The organism is Pseudomonas sp. ASL9 (genome assembly GCF_056680335.1).
The window spans coordinates 458,712-474,705 of record NZ_CM155277.1 but is presented as its reverse complement, the minus strand read 5'-3'; the positions used below and the strand labels follow the sequence as shown (position 1 = coordinate 474,705).

Annotated in this window: 14 protein-coding genes; 6 read left to right on the top strand and 8 right to left on the bottom strand. The window is 56.8% G+C overall.

The window, feature by feature from the left end:
- Positions 1 to 47 precede the first annotated feature (47 nt).
- A complete protein-coding gene (mltA, locus tag AC1ME2_RS02120; protein WP_480439037.1) occupies positions 48 to 1,199 on the bottom strand; it encodes a murein transglycosylase A in 1,152 nt (383 codons plus the stop codon).
- Positions 1,200 to 1,355: 156 nt separating this feature from the next.
- On the opposite strand from mltA, the gene AC1ME2_RS02115 reads away from it, so the two are divergent.
- Positions 1,356 to 2,459 (top strand): hypothetical protein, encoded by a 1,104-nt coding sequence (locus AC1ME2_RS02115; protein WP_480439035.1) that lies wholly within the window; start codon positions 1,356 to 1,358, stop codon positions 2,457 to 2,459.
- Positions 2,460 to 2,516: 57 nt separating this feature from the next.
- On the opposite strand, the gene AC1ME2_RS02110 is transcribed toward AC1ME2_RS02115, so the two are convergent.
- The 4 genes from AC1ME2_RS02110 to AC1ME2_RS02095 form a co-directional block, all read right to left on the bottom strand.
- Positions 2,517 to 3,401, bottom strand: coding sequence for an ABC transporter permease subunit (locus AC1ME2_RS02110; RefSeq protein ID WP_480439033.1), 885 nt, complete (start codon positions 3,399 to 3,401; stop codon positions 2,517 to 2,519).
- The gene (locus AC1ME2_RS02105; RefSeq protein ID WP_480441958.1) at positions 3,398 to 4,279 is read right to left on the bottom strand and encodes an ABC transporter permease subunit; all 882 of its coding nucleotides are present in this window, start codon (positions 4,277 to 4,279) and stop codon (positions 3,398 to 3,400) included. The genes AC1ME2_RS02110 and AC1ME2_RS02105 overlap by 4 nt, the downstream gene beginning before the upstream one ends.
- A 29-nt stretch (positions 4,280 to 4,308) precedes the next feature.
- On the bottom strand, positions 4,309 to 5,451 hold the full coding sequence (potA, locus tag AC1ME2_RS02100) for a polyamine ABC transporter ATP-binding protein (protein WP_480439031.1): 1,143 nt from the start codon (positions 5,449 to 5,451) through the stop codon (positions 4,309 to 4,311).
- Positions 5,452 to 5,684: 233 nt separating this feature from the next.
- Complete coding sequence (locus AC1ME2_RS02095) at positions 5,685 to 6,446, bottom strand: gamma-glutamyl-gamma-aminobutyrate hydrolase family protein (RefSeq protein ID WP_480439030.1); 762 nt, start codon at positions 6,444 to 6,446, stop codon at positions 5,685 to 5,687.
- Between the two features lie 216 nt (positions 6,447 to 6,662).
- Here AC1ME2_RS02095 and AC1ME2_RS02090 point away from each other — a divergent pair, with 216 nt between their 5' ends.
- The 4 genes from AC1ME2_RS02090 (at position 6,663) to AC1ME2_RS02075 (ending at position 11,591) form a co-directional block, all read left to right on the top strand.
- The gene (locus tag AC1ME2_RS02090) at positions 6,663 to 8,039 is read left to right on the top strand and encodes a glutamine synthetase family protein (protein ID WP_480439029.1); all 1,377 of its coding nucleotides are present in this window, start codon (positions 6,663 to 6,665) and stop codon (positions 8,037 to 8,039) included.
- Positions 8,040 to 8,073: 34 nt separating this feature from the next.
- Entirely contained in the window at positions 8,074 to 9,564 is a 1,491-nt protein-coding gene (locus AC1ME2_RS02085; protein ID WP_480439027.1) for an aldehyde dehydrogenase, read from the top strand.
- Positions 9,565 to 9,617: 53 nt separating this feature from the next.
- Positions 9,618 to 10,901 carry an NAD(P)/FAD-dependent oxidoreductase gene (locus AC1ME2_RS02080; protein WP_480439025.1) on the top strand — a complete coding sequence of 428 codons (1,284 nt, stop codon included), beginning with the start codon at positions 9,618 to 9,620 and terminating at the stop codon, positions 10,899 to 10,901.
- Between the two features lie 141 nt (positions 10,902 to 11,042).
- A complete protein-coding gene (locus AC1ME2_RS02075) occupies positions 11,043 to 11,591 on the top strand; it encodes a cupin domain-containing protein (RefSeq protein ID WP_480439023.1) in 549 nt (182 codons plus the stop codon).
- A 72-nt stretch (positions 11,592 to 11,663) separates the two neighbouring features.
- Here the strand turns inward: AC1ME2_RS02075 and chrA are convergent, their stop codons facing one another.
- Entirely contained in the window at positions 11,664 to 13,022 is a 1,359-nt protein-coding gene (gene chrA, locus AC1ME2_RS02070) for a chromate efflux transporter (protein ID WP_480439022.1), read from the bottom strand.
- A 216-nt stretch (positions 13,023 to 13,238) separates the two neighbouring features.
- On the opposite strand from chrA, the gene AC1ME2_RS02065 reads away from it, so the two are divergent.
- Positions 13,239 to 13,520 (top strand): pentapeptide MXKDX repeat protein, encoded by a 282-nt coding sequence (locus tag AC1ME2_RS02065; RefSeq protein WP_480439021.1) that lies wholly within the window; start codon positions 13,239 to 13,241, stop codon positions 13,518 to 13,520.
- Positions 13,521 to 13,619: 99 nt separating this feature from the next.
- Here AC1ME2_RS02065 and AC1ME2_RS02060 read toward each other — a convergent pair whose 3' ends face one another.
- Positions 13,620 to 14,918 (bottom strand): NRAMP family divalent metal transporter, encoded by a 1,299-nt coding sequence (locus AC1ME2_RS02060; RefSeq protein WP_480439019.1) that lies wholly within the window; start codon positions 14,916 to 14,918, stop codon positions 13,620 to 13,622.
- 104 nt (positions 14,919 to 15,022) lie between these two features.
- Positions 15,023 to 15,919 carry a LysR substrate-binding domain-containing protein gene (locus AC1ME2_RS02055; protein ID WP_480439017.1) on the bottom strand — a complete coding sequence of 299 codons (897 nt, stop codon included), beginning with the start codon at positions 15,917 to 15,919 and terminating at the stop codon, positions 15,023 to 15,025.
- Between the last annotated feature and the right edge of the window lie 75 nt (positions 15,920 to 15,994).

Below are 15,994 nucleotides of genomic sequence, written 5' to 3'. Positions count from 1 at the left end.
CCGTTTTGTGAACACTCCGACTCTTGCGGTCGAATTCGAATCAGCCATTATTGGGCGCCGGGCAACGTAATTCCTTTGGGCCACAACATCCAGATCTGCCCTTGCTGTTTCATGTTGCCTGCCAGTTCGCCGGCCTCCGTACCGGTGCCCCAAAACAGGTCGGCGCGAATTTCGCCTGCGATGGCCCCACCGGTGTCCTGCGCAGCGACTGGCCGCACCAGTGCGCTGCCGTCCGGACGCGTGGTGGATAGCCAGAGCAGGCTGCCCAGCGGGATGACCTTGCGGTCTACCGCCACGCTGTAGCCCGCCGTCAGAGGTACGTTTAACGAGCCGCGCGGCCCTTCGTTGCTGTCGGGGCGTTGGCTGAAGAACACGTAGCTGGGATTGCTCGCCAGCAATTCTGGAACCTTATCTGGATTGGCCTCGGCCCAGTCGCGGATCCGTCCCATGCTCACTTCTTCTTTCTTGAGTTGGCCTTGCTCGACCAGCCAGCGTCCCACTGGCTTGTAGGGGTAGCCGTTCTGGTCGGCGTAACCGATTCGCAGTTGCTGGCCATTATCAAGTTGGATGCGACCGGAACCCTGGATCTGCAGGAATTGCAGGTCCATAGGGTCGCTCAGCCAGGCCAGTACCGGGGCATTCAAACCCTGGCGCTGGATGGTGCCTGCGTCGTCATAGGGTTTGAGGGTATGTCCTTCGAGGCGGCCGCGCAGACGCTTGCCCTTGAGTTCCGGGTAAAGGCTGTCCAGCGCGACCACCACCAGGTCGTCGGGGACGCCGTGTACCGGCACCGGATTTTGCGCGCTGCTCTCAAGGCTGCCCCGATAGACGGGCTCGTAATAACCGGTGATCAGACCGAGCTTGCTGCGGTCGGCCGAGCGCAGGCCATACACCTGCAGGTGCTCCTTGAGGAACTGGCGAATCGCCGTAGGGGTCGGTGACAGCTGAGCGGCTGCGCTGCAGGGACTTTTCCAGACGGGATCATTGGCCAGCCGCCCACACGCCGAAGACCACGCGTTAAAGCCGGCCAGCAGGTCGCTGTCACTGACAGCGGGCAAATCGTCCCAGTCGGTGCTGACATAGGTCGCCACCGCAGGAGGTTTGGTTTTCGAGGTGTAGCCATCGCAACCCGCCAGCAGGGCGATGAGGGGAATTGCGCATAGCAAAAGCCGGCGCCAATGAGAACGGAGGTCAATCACGCAGTGTGTACCTGGTGGGCAATTCGAGGCGAGTAGCTTGGTGAAACCAGCCCTCGGCGTCAAATCCTGTTCGCGAAGACCTTCTTCTATACTCAATACACCGGTCCCATAACGGGTGTGCTAACGCTGTCGAATTTATTTTAGGGTACTGCGATCTTGAATCTGCGCTCCTTGATCGTCGCCTTGATCGTCGCCTTGATGGTGGTGTTGGCAGGCTGCGCCATTCCACATCGCACGCCCGATCTAACACCTCCGGTGCTGGTCTCGGAGACTGCCTGGCAGCACGTCGATGGGGACATAGCCGTCGCGTCGCTAGCGGCGACAGAACAGGTCAAAATCTACGCGCGCGGCTCCATGGAAGCCTGGAGGGATCGGGTCAATCAGCGCACCGAGGAAAACTTCATTCCATGGTTTTCCAGCTACTGGACCCAGCAATGGCTGGCGGTCAAGGTGACCTGGTACAAGGTGAGTTCCGGGAAAGAGACCGATCCGGCCGCCAACCGATTGGCTGCCTATCTGCAGGAGCAATACCACAAACGCGTGCTGGACCCGGTGGCCAAGGAAATCGATCCTGACCAGGTGATGGGGGAGGCGACGAAATACTACGTCCAGCTCCTCGGCGAGCAACTTCGAGGAATCCCGCAGCGCTACGGTGTCCCTCTCGATCAATTCGACCAGCGGCTCAAAGGCATTCCAGCGATTGCCCTGGCGCCTCCAGCCGCCCCCAGCGCTTCGCTCTACCAGATTCTCCACGCCGATCCGATCACCACGTTACCGGCCTATGTGGCCCTGGTAGACCAGATTCGTAATGCCGTGGGTGGCGCGGGAGTCGGTCCGTCGGACGCCGGTATATCGTCATCGGCTAAACAGGTCAGCGAGCAATTGGAGGCTCAACTCGCTCCTCGCGGGGTTGCGAGCGCTGTCGCCACGGCAGTCGGTCGGGTCGCAGGCATGTTGATTTCCATCGGAGCGGCGGGTATCGGGGCTGTCGCGCACGAGAGCGAACGGCCGAAAATGGAAGCGCAGCTTCGGAAAGATCTGAACACTGCTTTTGACGAGGAGTGGCTTGGTCTGATGGAGAACCGCAGCAACGGGGTGATGGCAGCGGTCTATCACCTGTCTGGACATATCGAAGGCAGTCTCGCCAAAACCGATACGCTGCCGGTCAAGGCCGAACCGGTAGCGCGAGAAGTTTCCCTTCCAGAGGCGCAACCTCTTCAGGATGAAGCGCCTGCCAACGTTGGGAGCGCGGATGAATAACCCGACTCGGCCGTTGGCAGGCATGCTTATCCGCGTTTTTTTGTGATCTCCGGCTGCCTAGGCAAGCGCCTCCGCCCTGTGCTGCTCAGGTTGTTTCCACGATTCGTTCGCGGTCTGTTCCATGGCTTCTTGAACCGCGCATTTGCGATTGGCCTCGGCCCTGCGGCCAAAATACCAGACCATGAACGTGACGAAAGAGACCGCCAGCAGGATCAGGCTCGCAATGGCGTTGATCTCTGGCTTGACCCCCAGACGTACGGCGGAGAAAACTTCCATCGGCAAGGTTGTCGAGCCTGGGCCCGAAACGAAGCTGGCGAGTACCAGGTCGTCCAGAGACAAGGCGAAGGACATCATGCCGCCCGCTGCCAGTGACGGTGCGATCATGGGGGTGGTGATCAAGGCAAACACCTTCCAGGGACGCGCCCCCAGGTCCATGGCCGCTTCCTCGATCGACAGGTCCAGCTCGCGTAGGCGTGCTGAAACCACCACCGCTACATAAGCAGAGCAGAAGGTCGTATGGGCGATCCAGATGGTTATCAGGCCGCGTTCCTCGGGCCATCCGATAGCCTGGGCCATTGCGATGAACAGCAGCAGCAACGACAGGCCGGTGATCACCTCGGGCATGACCAGAGGCGCTGTCACCAGGCCGCCAAACAGCGTACGGCCTTTGAAGCGAGTAACCCGCGTCAAGACAAATGCCGCCAATGTTCCCAGTGCCACGGCGGCCACTGCGGTGTAGCAGGCTACTTCAAGTGATCTGGCGACGGACCCCATCAATTGCGTGTTGTCGAGCAGACCTGCATACCAGTGAATGGACCATCCACCCCAGACGGTAACGAGCTTGGAGGCGTTGAACGAGAAGATGACCAGAATCAGCATCGGCAGGTAAATGAATATCAGGCCGAGCACCAGCATCAATCTTGAAAACCCGAAACGGTTCATGCCCGTCCCTCCATCTCTTTGGCTTGGCTACGGTTGAAGAGCACGATAGGTACGATCAGGATGGCGAGCATGATCACTGCCAGCGCAGAGGCGACAGGCCAGTCACGGTTGTTGAAAAACTCCTGCCACAATACTCGGCCGATCATCAGGGTTTCCGGCCCGCCGAGGAGCTCGGGAATGACGAACTCACCGACCACGGGAATGAACACCAACATGCAGCCAGCGACGATGCCGTTCCTGGCCATGGGCATAGTGATTTTCCAGAAACTATTGAACGTGCTTGAACCCAGGTCCGACGCTGCTTCGAGCAAGCTCTGGTCGTGCTTGACCAGGTTGGCAAACAGCGGCAGAACCATGAACGGGAGATACGCGTACACCACGCCTATATACACGGCGGTATTGGTGTTCAATATCTCTATGGGCTGCTGAATCAGACCGGTCCACAGCAAAAACGCATTCAATAGCCCGTTATTACTCAGGATGCCCATCCAGGCGTAAACCCTGATCAGGATGGCCGTCCAGGTCGGCATCATGATAAGCAGCAACAACACGGTCTGCGCTTCTTTGCGGGCTTTTGAAATGGCGTAGGCCATCGGGAAGCCGATCAACAAGCACATCAACGTACTGAAAAAGGCCACTTTCAATGAGCCCAGGTATGCCGAGAGGTACAGCTGATCATCCGCCAGCAGGGTGTAGTTGCTCAGGTTCAGGAGCAGTTGAAACTTCTGCTCGGCGAAGGTGTAAATATCTGTGTAGGGTGGAATAGCCAATGCTGCTTCGGAAAAGCTGATCTTCATCACGATGAAGAACGGCAGCATGAAAAACAGGCATAGCCATATGAAGGGAACACCGATGACCATTTGACGGCCGGTCGGTATCAACCGCTGAATCCGCTTGGTAATTGGGTTCATGAGCGCAGTACCACTCCGCTGTCATCCTCCCACCAGACATAGACCACATCGTCCCAGGTCGGACGCGCGCCTCTGCGTTCAGCGTTGGCCATGAATGCCTGAACAATCTTGCCACTGGGCAGTTCTACGTAAAACACTGAGTGCCCACCCAAGTAGGCAATGTCGTGAACCGTGCCTTTGGACCAGTTGTACCGTGCGTCGGGTTTTAGCGTTGTTACCAGCAGTTTCTCCGGGCGGAGGGCATAGGTGACGGTCTTGTCTTCAACTGACGTGCTGATCCCGTGGCCTACGTAGATGCTTTGTGCAAGGTCCGGACTCTGAATGATCGCGTAACCTTCCTCGTCTTCAGTGACGACACCGTCGAATGCATTCACGTTGCCGATGAATTCGCACACCAGGCGGCTGGCAGGCGCTTCGTAAATATCGACCGGGCTGCCGGTCTGGGCAATCCAGCCCAGGTGCATGATGGAGATGCGCTGGGCCATGGTCATGGCCTCTTCCTGATCGTGGGTCACCATGATGCAGGTCACGCCGACTCGCTCAATGATTTCCACCAATTCCAGCTGCATGTGCGAACGCAGCTTTTTATCCAGTGCGCCCATTGGCTCGTCGAGCAACAGCAGTTTGGGTCTTTTGGCCAACGAACGTGCCAGGGCGACACGCTGACGTTGTCCCCCAGAGAGTTGGTGAGGCTTGCGCTTGGCGTATTGGCTCATATGAACCAGCTTGAGCATTTCTTCTACGCGGGCATCAATCTCGGCTTTGGGAAGCCGGTCCTGTTTAAGCCCAAAGGCAATGTTCTGGGCCACGGTCATGTGCGGGAACAGTGCGTAGGACTGGAACATCATGTTGATTGGCCGTTCGTAGGGCGGCATGTCAGTGATGTCTACACCGTCGAGGTAGATTCGCCCTTCGGTCGGGCGCTCAAAGCCTGCCAGCATGCGCAAGAGCGTCGACTTGCCTGAGCCTGAACCGCCCAGTAGCGCGAAGATTTCACCTTGATGGATTTCCAGGGACACATCGTCCACGGCAATCGTCTCGTCAAACTTTTTGGTTACGCGATCAATTTTAACCAGCACTTTTTTAGAGCGCGGGTTGCCTTCAAGAGCCTTCCTGTAAATGCTGGAGGCGTTTGCCATGTGAAACTCCCAACAGGTGTTAGTAGCCTGGCCAATACGGCCGGACTTAATGGGTTGATGACAAACCCGCTTGAGGTGGGTTTATCCGGCGCAGCTGTCCTTGCCGCCCAATGCTGCATCTTGTTTTTTCATAACTATCGGGCGGCCGCTGTGAGGGACGTACTGATGCACGGTCCACTTCACAGTGACGTTTGGATCATTGAATGTTGTCTTGTGCCGTCGAGCTCAAGCCGTCAGCGCACGCGTCGGAGCGCCGCGCGCTGCCGACACGCGTCGCCAAACGCCTGGAAAATACGCAAGTAAGGCGGGTTCGATAACACCTGCCATTCCGGGTGCCATTGCACGCCTACGGCAAAAGTATCGCTGCCCTCGATTGAAATCGCCTCGATCAGCCCATCGCTGGCGGTGGCCTCGACCCGTAAACCGGGCGCCAGCCTGTCGATGCCTTGAGCATGAATTGAATTGACCTGGATAACGGAGGGCAGGTCGAGTGTTTCGAACACGCCGCCGCGTTGAACATGCACGGCGTGGGAGGCCGCGTACTGGGCTTCGAGGCTTGAATCGTCGGCGTCGCGATGATCCATGAACGTGCCGGTCTCATGCACTTTTTGGTGAAGGCTGCCGCCAAACGCCACGTTCATTTCCTGGAAACCCCGGCAAATGCCGAGCACTGGAACGCCCGCAGCGACTGCTGCGCGTAATAGGGGAAGGGTAGTGCGGTCACGCAGAGGGTCGTGGGCAGTGCCCGCTTCGCTCGGCGCGCCCTGGTAGTGGAACGGCTCGACGTTGGAGGGCGAGCCGGTAAACAACAGGCCATCCAAATGCTCGAGCAGCCCGTCTATATCGGTCAGCTCCGCCAGGGATGGAAGAATCACTGGGAGTCCTTGCGCGGCAATGCACACAGCCTGCAAGTACTTGTCTCCGCTGACATGGTAGGCATGCAGTCCGATATCTTTAACGCATGCAGTCACACCGACCAATGGCTTGGTTGCCATTTTTATTCACCTCGAAATTGCACTTGAACGGGCTTTTCCGGAGCTTAGCTATGTTGATTTTAATTAACAACCATTCTGTAAAAAATTTCGCACGAACGGTCTCTAGTGTTCAATATTTCGCGAATAATCCCCATTGACTTCCTAAATCCTTTCGGATTGACTGGGGGTGTGAAAGGGCGGTGAATATTATTATTAACAATAAAAAGGTGTTTTAACATGTCGGTACCCCTGCGTGCCGTTCAGCTCAATGAAGCGAACGCATTCCTTAAGAAACACCCTGAGGTTTTGTACGTTGACCTGCTGATTGCGGACATGAACGGCGTGGTGCGTGGCAAACGCATCGAGCGCACCAGTCTCCACAAGGTCTACGAGAAAGGCATCAACCTGCCGGCCTCCCTGTTTGCCCTGGATATCAACGGCTCTACGGTGGAAAGCACAGGCCTGGGTCTGGATATCGGTGATTCCGACCGAATCTGTTATCCGATCCCCGATACCCTCTGCGACGAACCCTGGCAAAAACGCCCGACCGCTCAACTTCTTATGACCATGCACGAACTCGAAGGGCAGCCGTTTTTCGCCGACCCTCGCGAAGTCCTGCGTCAGGTCGTCAGCAAATTCGATGCGCTGGGCCTGACCATCTGCGCCGCCTTCGAGCTGGAGTTCTACCTGATTGATCAGGAGAACGTGAACGGTCGTCCGCAGTCTCCACGTTCACCAATCTCCGGCAAACGTCCGTATTCGACCCAGGTTTACCTGATCGATGATCTGGACGAATACGTCGATTGCCTGCAAGACATTCTGGAAGGTGCCAAGGAGCAAGGTATTCCTGCGGATGCCATCGTCAAGGAAAGTGCGCCCGCGCAGTTTGAGGTGAACCTGCATCACGTCGCCGACCCGATCAAGGCATGCGATTACGCAGTCTTGCTCAAGCGCCTGATCAAGAACATTGCCTATGACCATGAAATGGACACCACTTTCATGGCCAAGCCGTATCCCGGACAAGCGGGTAACGGGTTGCATGTACATATTTCTATTTTGGACAAAGACGGCAAAAACATTTTTACCTGCGACGACCCGGAACAGAGCGAGACGCTGCGCCATGCCATTGGCGGCGTATTGGAAACCTTGCCGGCCTCGATGGCCTTCCTCTGCCCGAACGTAAACTCTTACCGTCGATTCGGCGCGCAATTCTATGTGCCCAACTCGCCTAGCTGGGGGATCGATAACCGTACGGTAGCGATTCGAGTACCGACGGGTTCGCCTGATGCCGTCCGTATCGAACACCGGGTGGCTGGGGCTGATGCCAACCCGTACCTGTTGATGGCAGCAGTGCTTGCCGGTATCCATCACGGTCTGACCAACAAGATCGAACCAGGGCCACCGGTTGAAGGCAACTCCTACGAGCAGAACGAGCAAAGCCTGCCCAACAACCTGCGCGATGCGTTGCGCGAGCTGGATGACAGCGAAATTCTGGCGCGCTATATCGACCCCAAGTACATCGACGTTTTTGTTGCGTGCAAGGAGAGCGAACTCGCCGAGTTTGAGAACTCCATTTCAGACCTTGAGTACAACTGGTACTTGCACACGGTCTGACACTCGCCAACATTCTCTGCGTTGAGTTTATAAAATGGTCAAAAATCGCAGCGACTGGGAGCAGTACTTCCAGTCACTCACACTTGAAGGTCGGGCATTCATTGACGGCCAATACTGCTGGGCCACCAGCGGCGAAACATTTGACAGCAATAGCCCGGTCGACGGGCGCTTTCTGGCGACCGTCGCAAGCACCGACGTGGCCGATGCCGACCTCGCGGTGCAGGCTGCTCGCCGGGCGTTCGAATCGGGCGTGTGGTCACGGTTGGCGCCGGCAGAGCGCAAGCGGATTCTCATCCGTTTCGCCGACCTGATCCTCGCCCATAAAGAGGAGCTGGCGCTGCTGGAAACCCTCGACATGGGCAAACCCATCAGCGATGCCCTGGCCATCGACGTGCCAGCGACCGCCAATGCGATCCGATGGAACGCCGAGGCGATCGACAAAATCTACGACGAGGTCGCACCTACGCCAGCGGACCAGCTTGGGCTGATTACCCGGGAGCCAGCGGGCGTGGTGGCAGCGATCGTGCCATGGAACTTCCCGTTGATCATGGCCAGCTGGAAGTTTGCGCCAGCGCTGGCCGCAGGCAACTCCTTTATTCTCAAACCGTCGGAGAAGTCGCCACTGTCGGCGATCCGGATTGCCCAGCTGGCGCTGGAGGCGGGGATACCCAAGGGTGTCTTCAACGTGCTGCCGGGCTTCGGTCACACGGTAGGCAAGGCGCTGGCGCTGCATGCGGATGTCGATGTCTTGGCGTTTACCGGTTCTACCGCTGTCGCCAAGCAACTGCTGATCTATGCCGGGCAAAGCAACCTCAAGCGTGTGTGGCTCGAGGCGGGTGGCAAAAGCCCCAACATTGTCTTTGCCGATGCGCCCGATTTGTATGCTGCGGCGCAGGCGGCGGCCGGTGCCATTGCCTTCAACCAGGGCGAAGTGTGTACGGCGGGTTCACGGTTGCTGGTCGAGCGGTCAATCAAGGATCAGTTCATTCCGATGGTGGTCGACGCGCTCAAAGCCTGGACGCCCGGGCATTCACTGGACCCGGCGACGACCGTTGGTGCCGTGGTCGATGGGCGCCAGCTTGAATCCGTGCTCAGGTACATCGAAGTCGGCAAGGAGGAGGGCGCCCGGCTGCTCGCAGGCGGCAATCGAATCCTTGAGGAAACCGGTGGGCTGTACGTCGAGCCGGCACTCTTCGATGGCGTGACCAATGCGATGACCATTGCCCGGGAAGAGATCTTCGGCCCGGTGCTATCGGTTATCACCTTCGACACCGTTGAAGAAGCGTTGAGCATCGCCAACGACAGCATCTTCGGCTTGGCCGCAGGCGTCTGGACGCGGGATTTGAGCAAGGCTCACCGCGTTGCCAGAGGCCTTCGGGCTGGCAGTGTCTGGGTCAACCAATACGACGGCGGTGATATGACCGCGCCCTTTGGCGGATTCAAGCAATCGGGCAACGGTCGAGACAAGTCATTGCATGCGTTCGATAAATACACCGAACTCAAGGCAACCTGGATCAAGCTTTAAACCTCTTGAAAAAGGCGGACGCCTGCACAGGTGCGTGTCCGCCGAGGAACTCAATGATGCAACCCTACGTAAATAGCTACTACGCCGCGACCCGGAACAGCGTCGGCGATTTCCCGATCCTTGATCAGGTTATCGAATGCGATGTCTGCGTGATCGGCGCGGGGTACACCGGCTTGTCATCGGCACTGTTTCTGACCGAAGCAGGCTACAGTGTGACCGTCCTGGAAGGCGCCAAAGTGGGCTTCGGGGCAAGCGGTCGCAACGGCGGTCAGTTGGTCAACTCGTACAGCCGTGACGTCGATGTCATCGAACAGCGCTACGGCGACAAGACCGCACAAGTGCTGGGAAGCATGATTTTCGAGGGTGGGGACATCATCCGCCAGCGAATCAAGCAGTACGACATCCAATGCGATTATCGCCAAGGCGGCATTTTCGCTGCGCTCAACAAGAAGCAACTCAACGGTCTTGCGGGGCAAAAAAGCCATTGGGAGCGCTACGGCAACCAGCAGCTGCAGATGCTCAGTGCCGCTGACATTGCTAAAGAAGTCGGTTCTGACAACTATGTGGGTGGCCTTCTGGACATGTCGGGTGGGCACGTTCACCCGTTGAACCTGGCGTTGGGTGAAGCGTCGGCCATCATTCGCCTGGGCGGGAAGATCTTCGAACAGTCGGCGGCGATAAACATCGCTTACGGCGAACCGATCGTGGTGAGCACGGCCAAAGGCCAGGTGAGAGCGAAGTACCTGCTGATTGCGGGCAACGCTTACCTGAACGAAGACCTGGACCCACGCGTGACGCGCAAGAGCATGCCGTGCGGTTCACAAATTGTCGTCACCGAGCCGTTGTCGGCGAAAGTTGCCAAGAGTCTGATCACCCACAATTACTGCGTCGAAGACTGTAACTACTTGCTCGATTACTTCCGGCTTACGGCCGACAACCGCCTGCTCTACGGCGGCGGGGTGGTTTACGGTGCCCGTGAGCCGAAAGACATTGAGCAACTGATCCTGCCCAAAATCCTCAAGACCTTCCCGCAGCTGAAAGGGGTCAAAATTGATTACCGCTGGACAGGCAATTTCTTGCTGACCATGTCCCGCATGCCTCAATTCGGTCGCGTTGAAAAAAATGCCTACTACATGCAGGGCTATAGCGGACATGGCGTGACTTGTTCGCACCTGGCCGGGAAGCTGATCTCGGAGATGATCCGTGGTGATGCGGAACGCTTCGATGCGTTTGCATCGCTACCGCACATGCCAATGATGGGTGGCCGGGCGTTCCAGGTTCCGCTCACGGCCCTGGGTGCCACGTATTACGCCATGCGTGACCGGTTCGGTATCTAGTAAACATTGATTGCGGCGGCCCGTTCGACACCGGCCGCCGTTCTTTTTGTCGGTCACTCATTCAATCGGCTGAGCTCTGCGAACAAACGTGATTTAATACTCGACGCCCAACCCTTTGAGTATTTTCCACATAAGGCTGCCATGGACACGGGGACACGACTCAAATTAGTACGTGAAAGCTACAAGTTGTCTCAGCGCGAGCTGGCCAGGCGTAGCGGTGTCACGAATGCCACGGTCTCCCTGATTGAGCAGAATCGCGTAAGCCCTTCAGTCAGTTCTCTGAAGAAACTGCTCGGCGGCATACCCATGTCGCTGGCGGATTTCTTTACCTTTGACCAACCCCCTCGGGAGGACCGTTACGTCTTCCGCGCTAATGAACAGCCTGACCTGGGCCGTAACGGGCTGCGTCTGTTGCTCATCGGTGCGACCGTCGGGAGTCGGCAGATGCGCTTTTTGCGTGAGCAATACGCGCCAGGAGCGAGTTCCGGCGAGGAGCCCATCGTGCATGTCGAAGGTGAGGAGTGCGGGTTGGTGACGCGCGGCACCGTCGAGTTGACGGTTGATGGCCAGATCAGCGTGCTCAATGCCGGCGACGGTTACTATTTCTCCACCACCTTGCCTCATCGTTTTCAAAATATCGGGCAGGACGAGGCCGAGATCATCAGTGCGAACACCCCCGCGAACTTCTGATGCTGAGTGCACGCAGCCCCCTCTGAAGCGGGTTGCGTCAGAGGGGCAAAGTTGACTCAGGCGCTCTAGACCCTATCGCAGCAGATGCACCACCAAGCCCATCAGCGCACAGGCCATCAGCACCTGAATGACGCCACGCTTGAAGCGGAATAAGGCAATAGCCGCCGCAATTGCGATCAAGGCTGATGGCCAATCGAGGCTGCCGTTGAACCCTTTGGGCCAGATCACGTGGTAACCGAAGAAACACGCCAGATTCAGAATCACCCCAACGACTGCGGCTGTAACGCCGGTAAGCGGCGCGGTGAACTTGAGCTCGTTGTGAGTCGACTCCACCAGCGGGCCGCCCGCGAGGATGAACAGGAACGACGGCAGGAATGTAAACCACGTCACCAGCGTGGCCGCGACGGCCCCGGCAAGAAAAACATGATCGGCACCGAAAACCTGTAGAACATAGGCGCCGATGAAACCGACGAAGGCCACCACCATGATCAGCGGCCCAGGGGTGGTTTCCCCCAGTGCCAGACCATCAATCATTTGTGTCGGCGTCAGCCAGCCATAGTGACCGACCGCGCCCTGGTAGACATAGGGAAGCACGGCATAGGCGCCGCCAAACGTCAGCAATGCCGCTTTGGTAAAGAACCAGCCCATTTGGGTCAAGGTGCCTTCCCAGCCAAAAAGTGCAGTCAAGATCCCCATCGGCAACGCCCAGAGTGCAGCGCCGATGAGCATCAACATCACCAGTTTCAACCCGCTGAATCGGGCATGCTCAGGCGATGGGGTGTCGTCATCAATCAGCGCCAGGCCAAAGGACTTTTTGGCGGCGCTGTGGCCTCCGGTTCTGAACTTTTCAGGCGCAAAACGGCCGCCAAGGTAGCCGAGTAACGCCGCACCCAGCACGATCAGCGGGAAAGGGACATTGAACGCAAATATTGCGATGAACGAAGCCGCCGCTATTGCCCACAACCAATTATTCTTCAGCGCACGCGAGCCGATTCGATGAGCAGCCTGTATCACGATGGCCGTCACGGCGGGTTTGATGCCATAGAACAGTCCCGCCACCACCGGAACTTCGCCGAAGGCGATATACATCCAGGACAAGGCAATCAGGATAAACAGCGAGGGCAGTACAAAGAGCACCCCAGCAATCACTCCACCCCAGGTTCGATGCATCAGCCAACCGATATAGGTGGCCAACTGCTGAGCCTCAGGCCCTGGGAGCAACATGCAGTAGTTGAGGGCATGCAGAAATCGTTTCTCCGAAATCCAGCGCCGACGCTCTACCAACTCTTGGTGCATGATCGAGATCTGTCCCGCAGGCCCGCCGAAGCTGATAAAGCCTAGCTTGAGCCAGAACCAGAACGCCTCACGCAGGCTGATGGCCTCAGGCCGAGGCAGATCCTGTCCAGCGGCTGATGGGGAAACGTCACTCATGGGGAAGCTTCTCTTTCACACATATTGAATGGGGAGTTATCACATTTAAATTAACTTTACGTGAGGATTTGGGGATGGCTAGGCGCGGATAATTGGCTCCAACAACCCTCCGACTGGCGCTGATCATGTCAATCTTGCTTGCCTCGGTCAGCACGACCGTTCAACGCGCAGCGATCAGTCATCCCCATATCCACCTGTGCTTCAAGGAGTTTCATCATGAAAAAGTTAGCTACCGCCGTACTGTCCATGTGCCTGGCACTGGGCGCAGCAAGCGTGTTCGCCGCCGACACCATGGGCAATGACAGCATGAGCAAGGACTCGATGTCCAAGGACACCATGAAGAAAGACACAATGAAGAAGGACGCCATGTCCAAGGACTCAATGAGCAAGGATGGCATGAAGAAAGGCGCCATGTCTAAAGACTCCATGGGTAAGGACGGGATGAAAAAGGATTCGATGTCCAAGGACACCATGAAGAAGGACGACACGGCGTACTAGATATTAACTACTGCACCGTGGCGTTGAGTTAGCAGCAAAAAAAGCCGCTTTTCTTTGCTGGAAAGCGGCTTTGAACAACCTGTTTTTTCGAATGAGGCTTTACGCGACAACCATACCCCAGAACATGCCGACCACGGCAAACGCCATGGCCACCGTACAGCTCCAGCCTAATATCCTCAGCCCAGGGTGAATGGCGAACGAGCCCATGATGTCTTTATTTGATGCCATCAACATCATGATAAACATGATGGGCACCGCAATCACGCCGTTGATGACGGCACTCCAAAGCAACGCCTTAATGGGGTCAATCGGAGCAAAGCAGATCAATACACCCAATAATGTAGCCGCAGTAATAATGCTGTAAAATGCTTTGTTTACTTCCGGCTTGGCCGCCAGGCTGTTCTTCCATCTAAATGTTCCGGCCACTGCATAAGCTGCAGAGCCTGCCAGCACCGGAACCGCTAACATGCCCGTGCCAATGATGCCCGCGCTGAACAACAAAAATGCAAACTCACCCGCAATCGGTCGCAAAGCACTGGCCGCCTGTGAGGATGTTTGAATATCTGTGATGCCATGCATATTGAGCGTGACGGCTGTAGTCAACATAATGCAAAAAGCAATAATGTTGGAAAATCCCATGCCCACCATCGTGTCAATGTTGATGCGACTAAAGCTGGCCCGCGCCTGGTTTGGGGCATCAATCAGCGCCTGAGCCTTAGGGTCAGCCGTCATGTCTTCAACTTCTTGCGATGCTTGCCAGAAAAAGAGGTAGGGGCTGATAGTTGTGCCAAAAATGGCAACCACCATTGTTATATATTCCGGCTTCCAGGACAGGTGGGGCCATACGGTCTGGCGAGCGACCTGCCCCCATGGAATATGCACAGCAAACAGAGAACCCACATACGCCAGCAACACGAGTGTCAGCCACTTAAGTACTCGCACATAACGTTTATAGGGAATAAACACTTGGAGTAGCAGAGAAATCAAGCCAAAGCCGACGGCATAGAAGTGAGCAGACCCACCGATCAGCAGCTTCATCGCCGCGCCCATCGCGGCAATGTCCGCTGCAATATTGATGGTATTGGCAACCATCAATAGCGCAACGATGCCATATAGAAAAGGTCTGGGGTAATGGCCGCGGATATTGGTAGCGAGCCCGTGTCCGCTGACTCGGCCTATTTTGGCGCTGATGATCTGAATGCCGACCATCAGGGGGAAAGTAAAAAACAACGTCCAGAGCGTATTCAAACCAAATTGTGCGCCGGCTTGCGAATAGGTCGCTATACCGCTGGGGTCATCGTCCGCTGCGCCTGTGATAAGCCCGGGGCCAAGTTTTTTTAGCAACGAACCGGAATGATCAACAAGGGGTTTGGGGTTGAGCTCTTTCTTATTCTGCATTTTTTTAATTCCCAGGGGCCTCAGGACACCACGCTTAGCTTAGGGCTCTTCAAGAATAGTATCGGGGGAGTTTTCAGTGCAATTATTTAACGTGCGGCGGCGCTTCAGCCTGCGTCCTGTTCAGCCTGCTGGGCGAACCATCGCATGATCAGCGAGCATGCCGGATGAAATTCGGCTGAGTGTTGCAGGCAAAGCGAATAGATCCCTCTGGTTTTCAAGGGTCGGCCGAAAGGGACGACGAGCACGCCGCGATCGATAGACTCCTCTGCCAGGGTCAGGTCGGTCATGGCCACCCCCAGACCTCGCGCCGCTGCATCGAGCGCCAACTCGTCGAGGTTGAAGGGTATGTGCCTGTAGTCCTCCAGCGACTTACCGCCATTGGCTGCCAGCCAATGGATCCAGGCTTGCTTGTCCGCCGAACGATGGAGCAGAGGAAAGCGTACAAGATCCTCCACCGACGCCAGCGGCTGGGTTGGGCTGCCCAGCCCAGGGGCGCACACCGGAACCAGCGCTTCCTCGAATAGGGTCAGACAGGCTGAATCGCTGGACGGTTCGGGCAGATAGAGGATGTAGGCGTCGCTGTCGCTGGCCGGCTCGACGATCTCAGTCGCAACGGTCTCGATCGACAGGGAAATGTCCGGGTGACGCCGGTAGAAGTCGCTCAGCTTCGGCAGCAACCAGCGAACCGCCAGCGATACATGCATGCGTATGCGAAAGGGGCGTTTCTGCGGAGAAAGCCGATCCTCGAGTGTTTTCAATTGCTCCAGGATATTCCGAGCGCTGGCCAGAACCTGTTCGCCCTCTGGGGTCAGTCGCATGCTACGACTGCTCCTCACGAACATAGGGACGCCGAAGTGACTCTCCAACTGCTGGATTTTTCGGCTGACTGCACTTTGGGTCAAGCAGAGCTTTTGCGCAGCTTGGGTGAAACTGACCGAATCAGCGACCTCCACCAGCGCCTGCAAGCCCTGAAGAGAGGGGGCGTGACGAATTTTATCCATGCGTTTTTAGAATAACTCAATGATTTTATAACGTTGGTTTGATCTCTGCAGACCTTATAAAGTCTAGCTCTAGCT

Coding starts and splice junctions, on each gene's coding strand:
- AC1ME2_RS02110 (WP_480439033.1), bottom strand. CDS start 3,401: ATGAACCGTTTCGGGTTTTCAAGATTGATGCTGGTGCTCGGCCTGATA.
- potA (WP_480439031.1), bottom strand. CDS start 5,451: ATGGCAAACGCCTCCAGCATTTACAGGAAGGCTCTTGAAGGCAACCCG.
- AC1ME2_RS02095 (WP_480439030.1), bottom strand. CDS start 6,446: ATGGCAACCAAGCCATTGGTCGGTGTGACTGCATGCGTTAAAGATATC.
- AC1ME2_RS02090 (WP_480439029.1), top strand. CDS start 6,663: ATGTCGGTACCCCTGCGTGCCGTTCAGCTCAATGAAGCGAACGCATTC.
- AC1ME2_RS02085 (WP_480439027.1), top strand. CDS start 8,074: ATGGTCAAAAATCGCAGCGACTGGGAGCAGTACTTCCAGTCACTCACA.
- AC1ME2_RS02080 (WP_480439025.1), top strand. CDS start 9,618: ATGATGCAACCCTACGTAAATAGCTACTACGCCGCGACCCGGAACAGC.
- AC1ME2_RS02075 (WP_480439023.1), top strand. CDS start 11,043: ATGGACACGGGGACACGACTCAAATTAGTACGTGAAAGCTACAAGTTG.
- chrA (WP_480439022.1), bottom strand. CDS start 13,022: ATGAGTGACGTTTCCCCATCAGCCGCTGGACAGGATCTGCCTCGGCCT.
- AC1ME2_RS02065 (WP_480439021.1), top strand. CDS start 13,239: ATGAAAAAGTTAGCTACCGCCGTACTGTCCATGTGCCTGGCACTGGGC.
- AC1ME2_RS02060 (WP_480439019.1), bottom strand. CDS start 14,918: ATGCAGAATAAGAAAGAGCTCAACCCCAAACCCCTTGTTGATCATTCC.
- AC1ME2_RS02055 (WP_480439017.1), bottom strand. CDS start 15,919: ATGGATAAAATTCGTCACGCCCCCTCTCTTCAGGGCTTGCAGGCGCTG.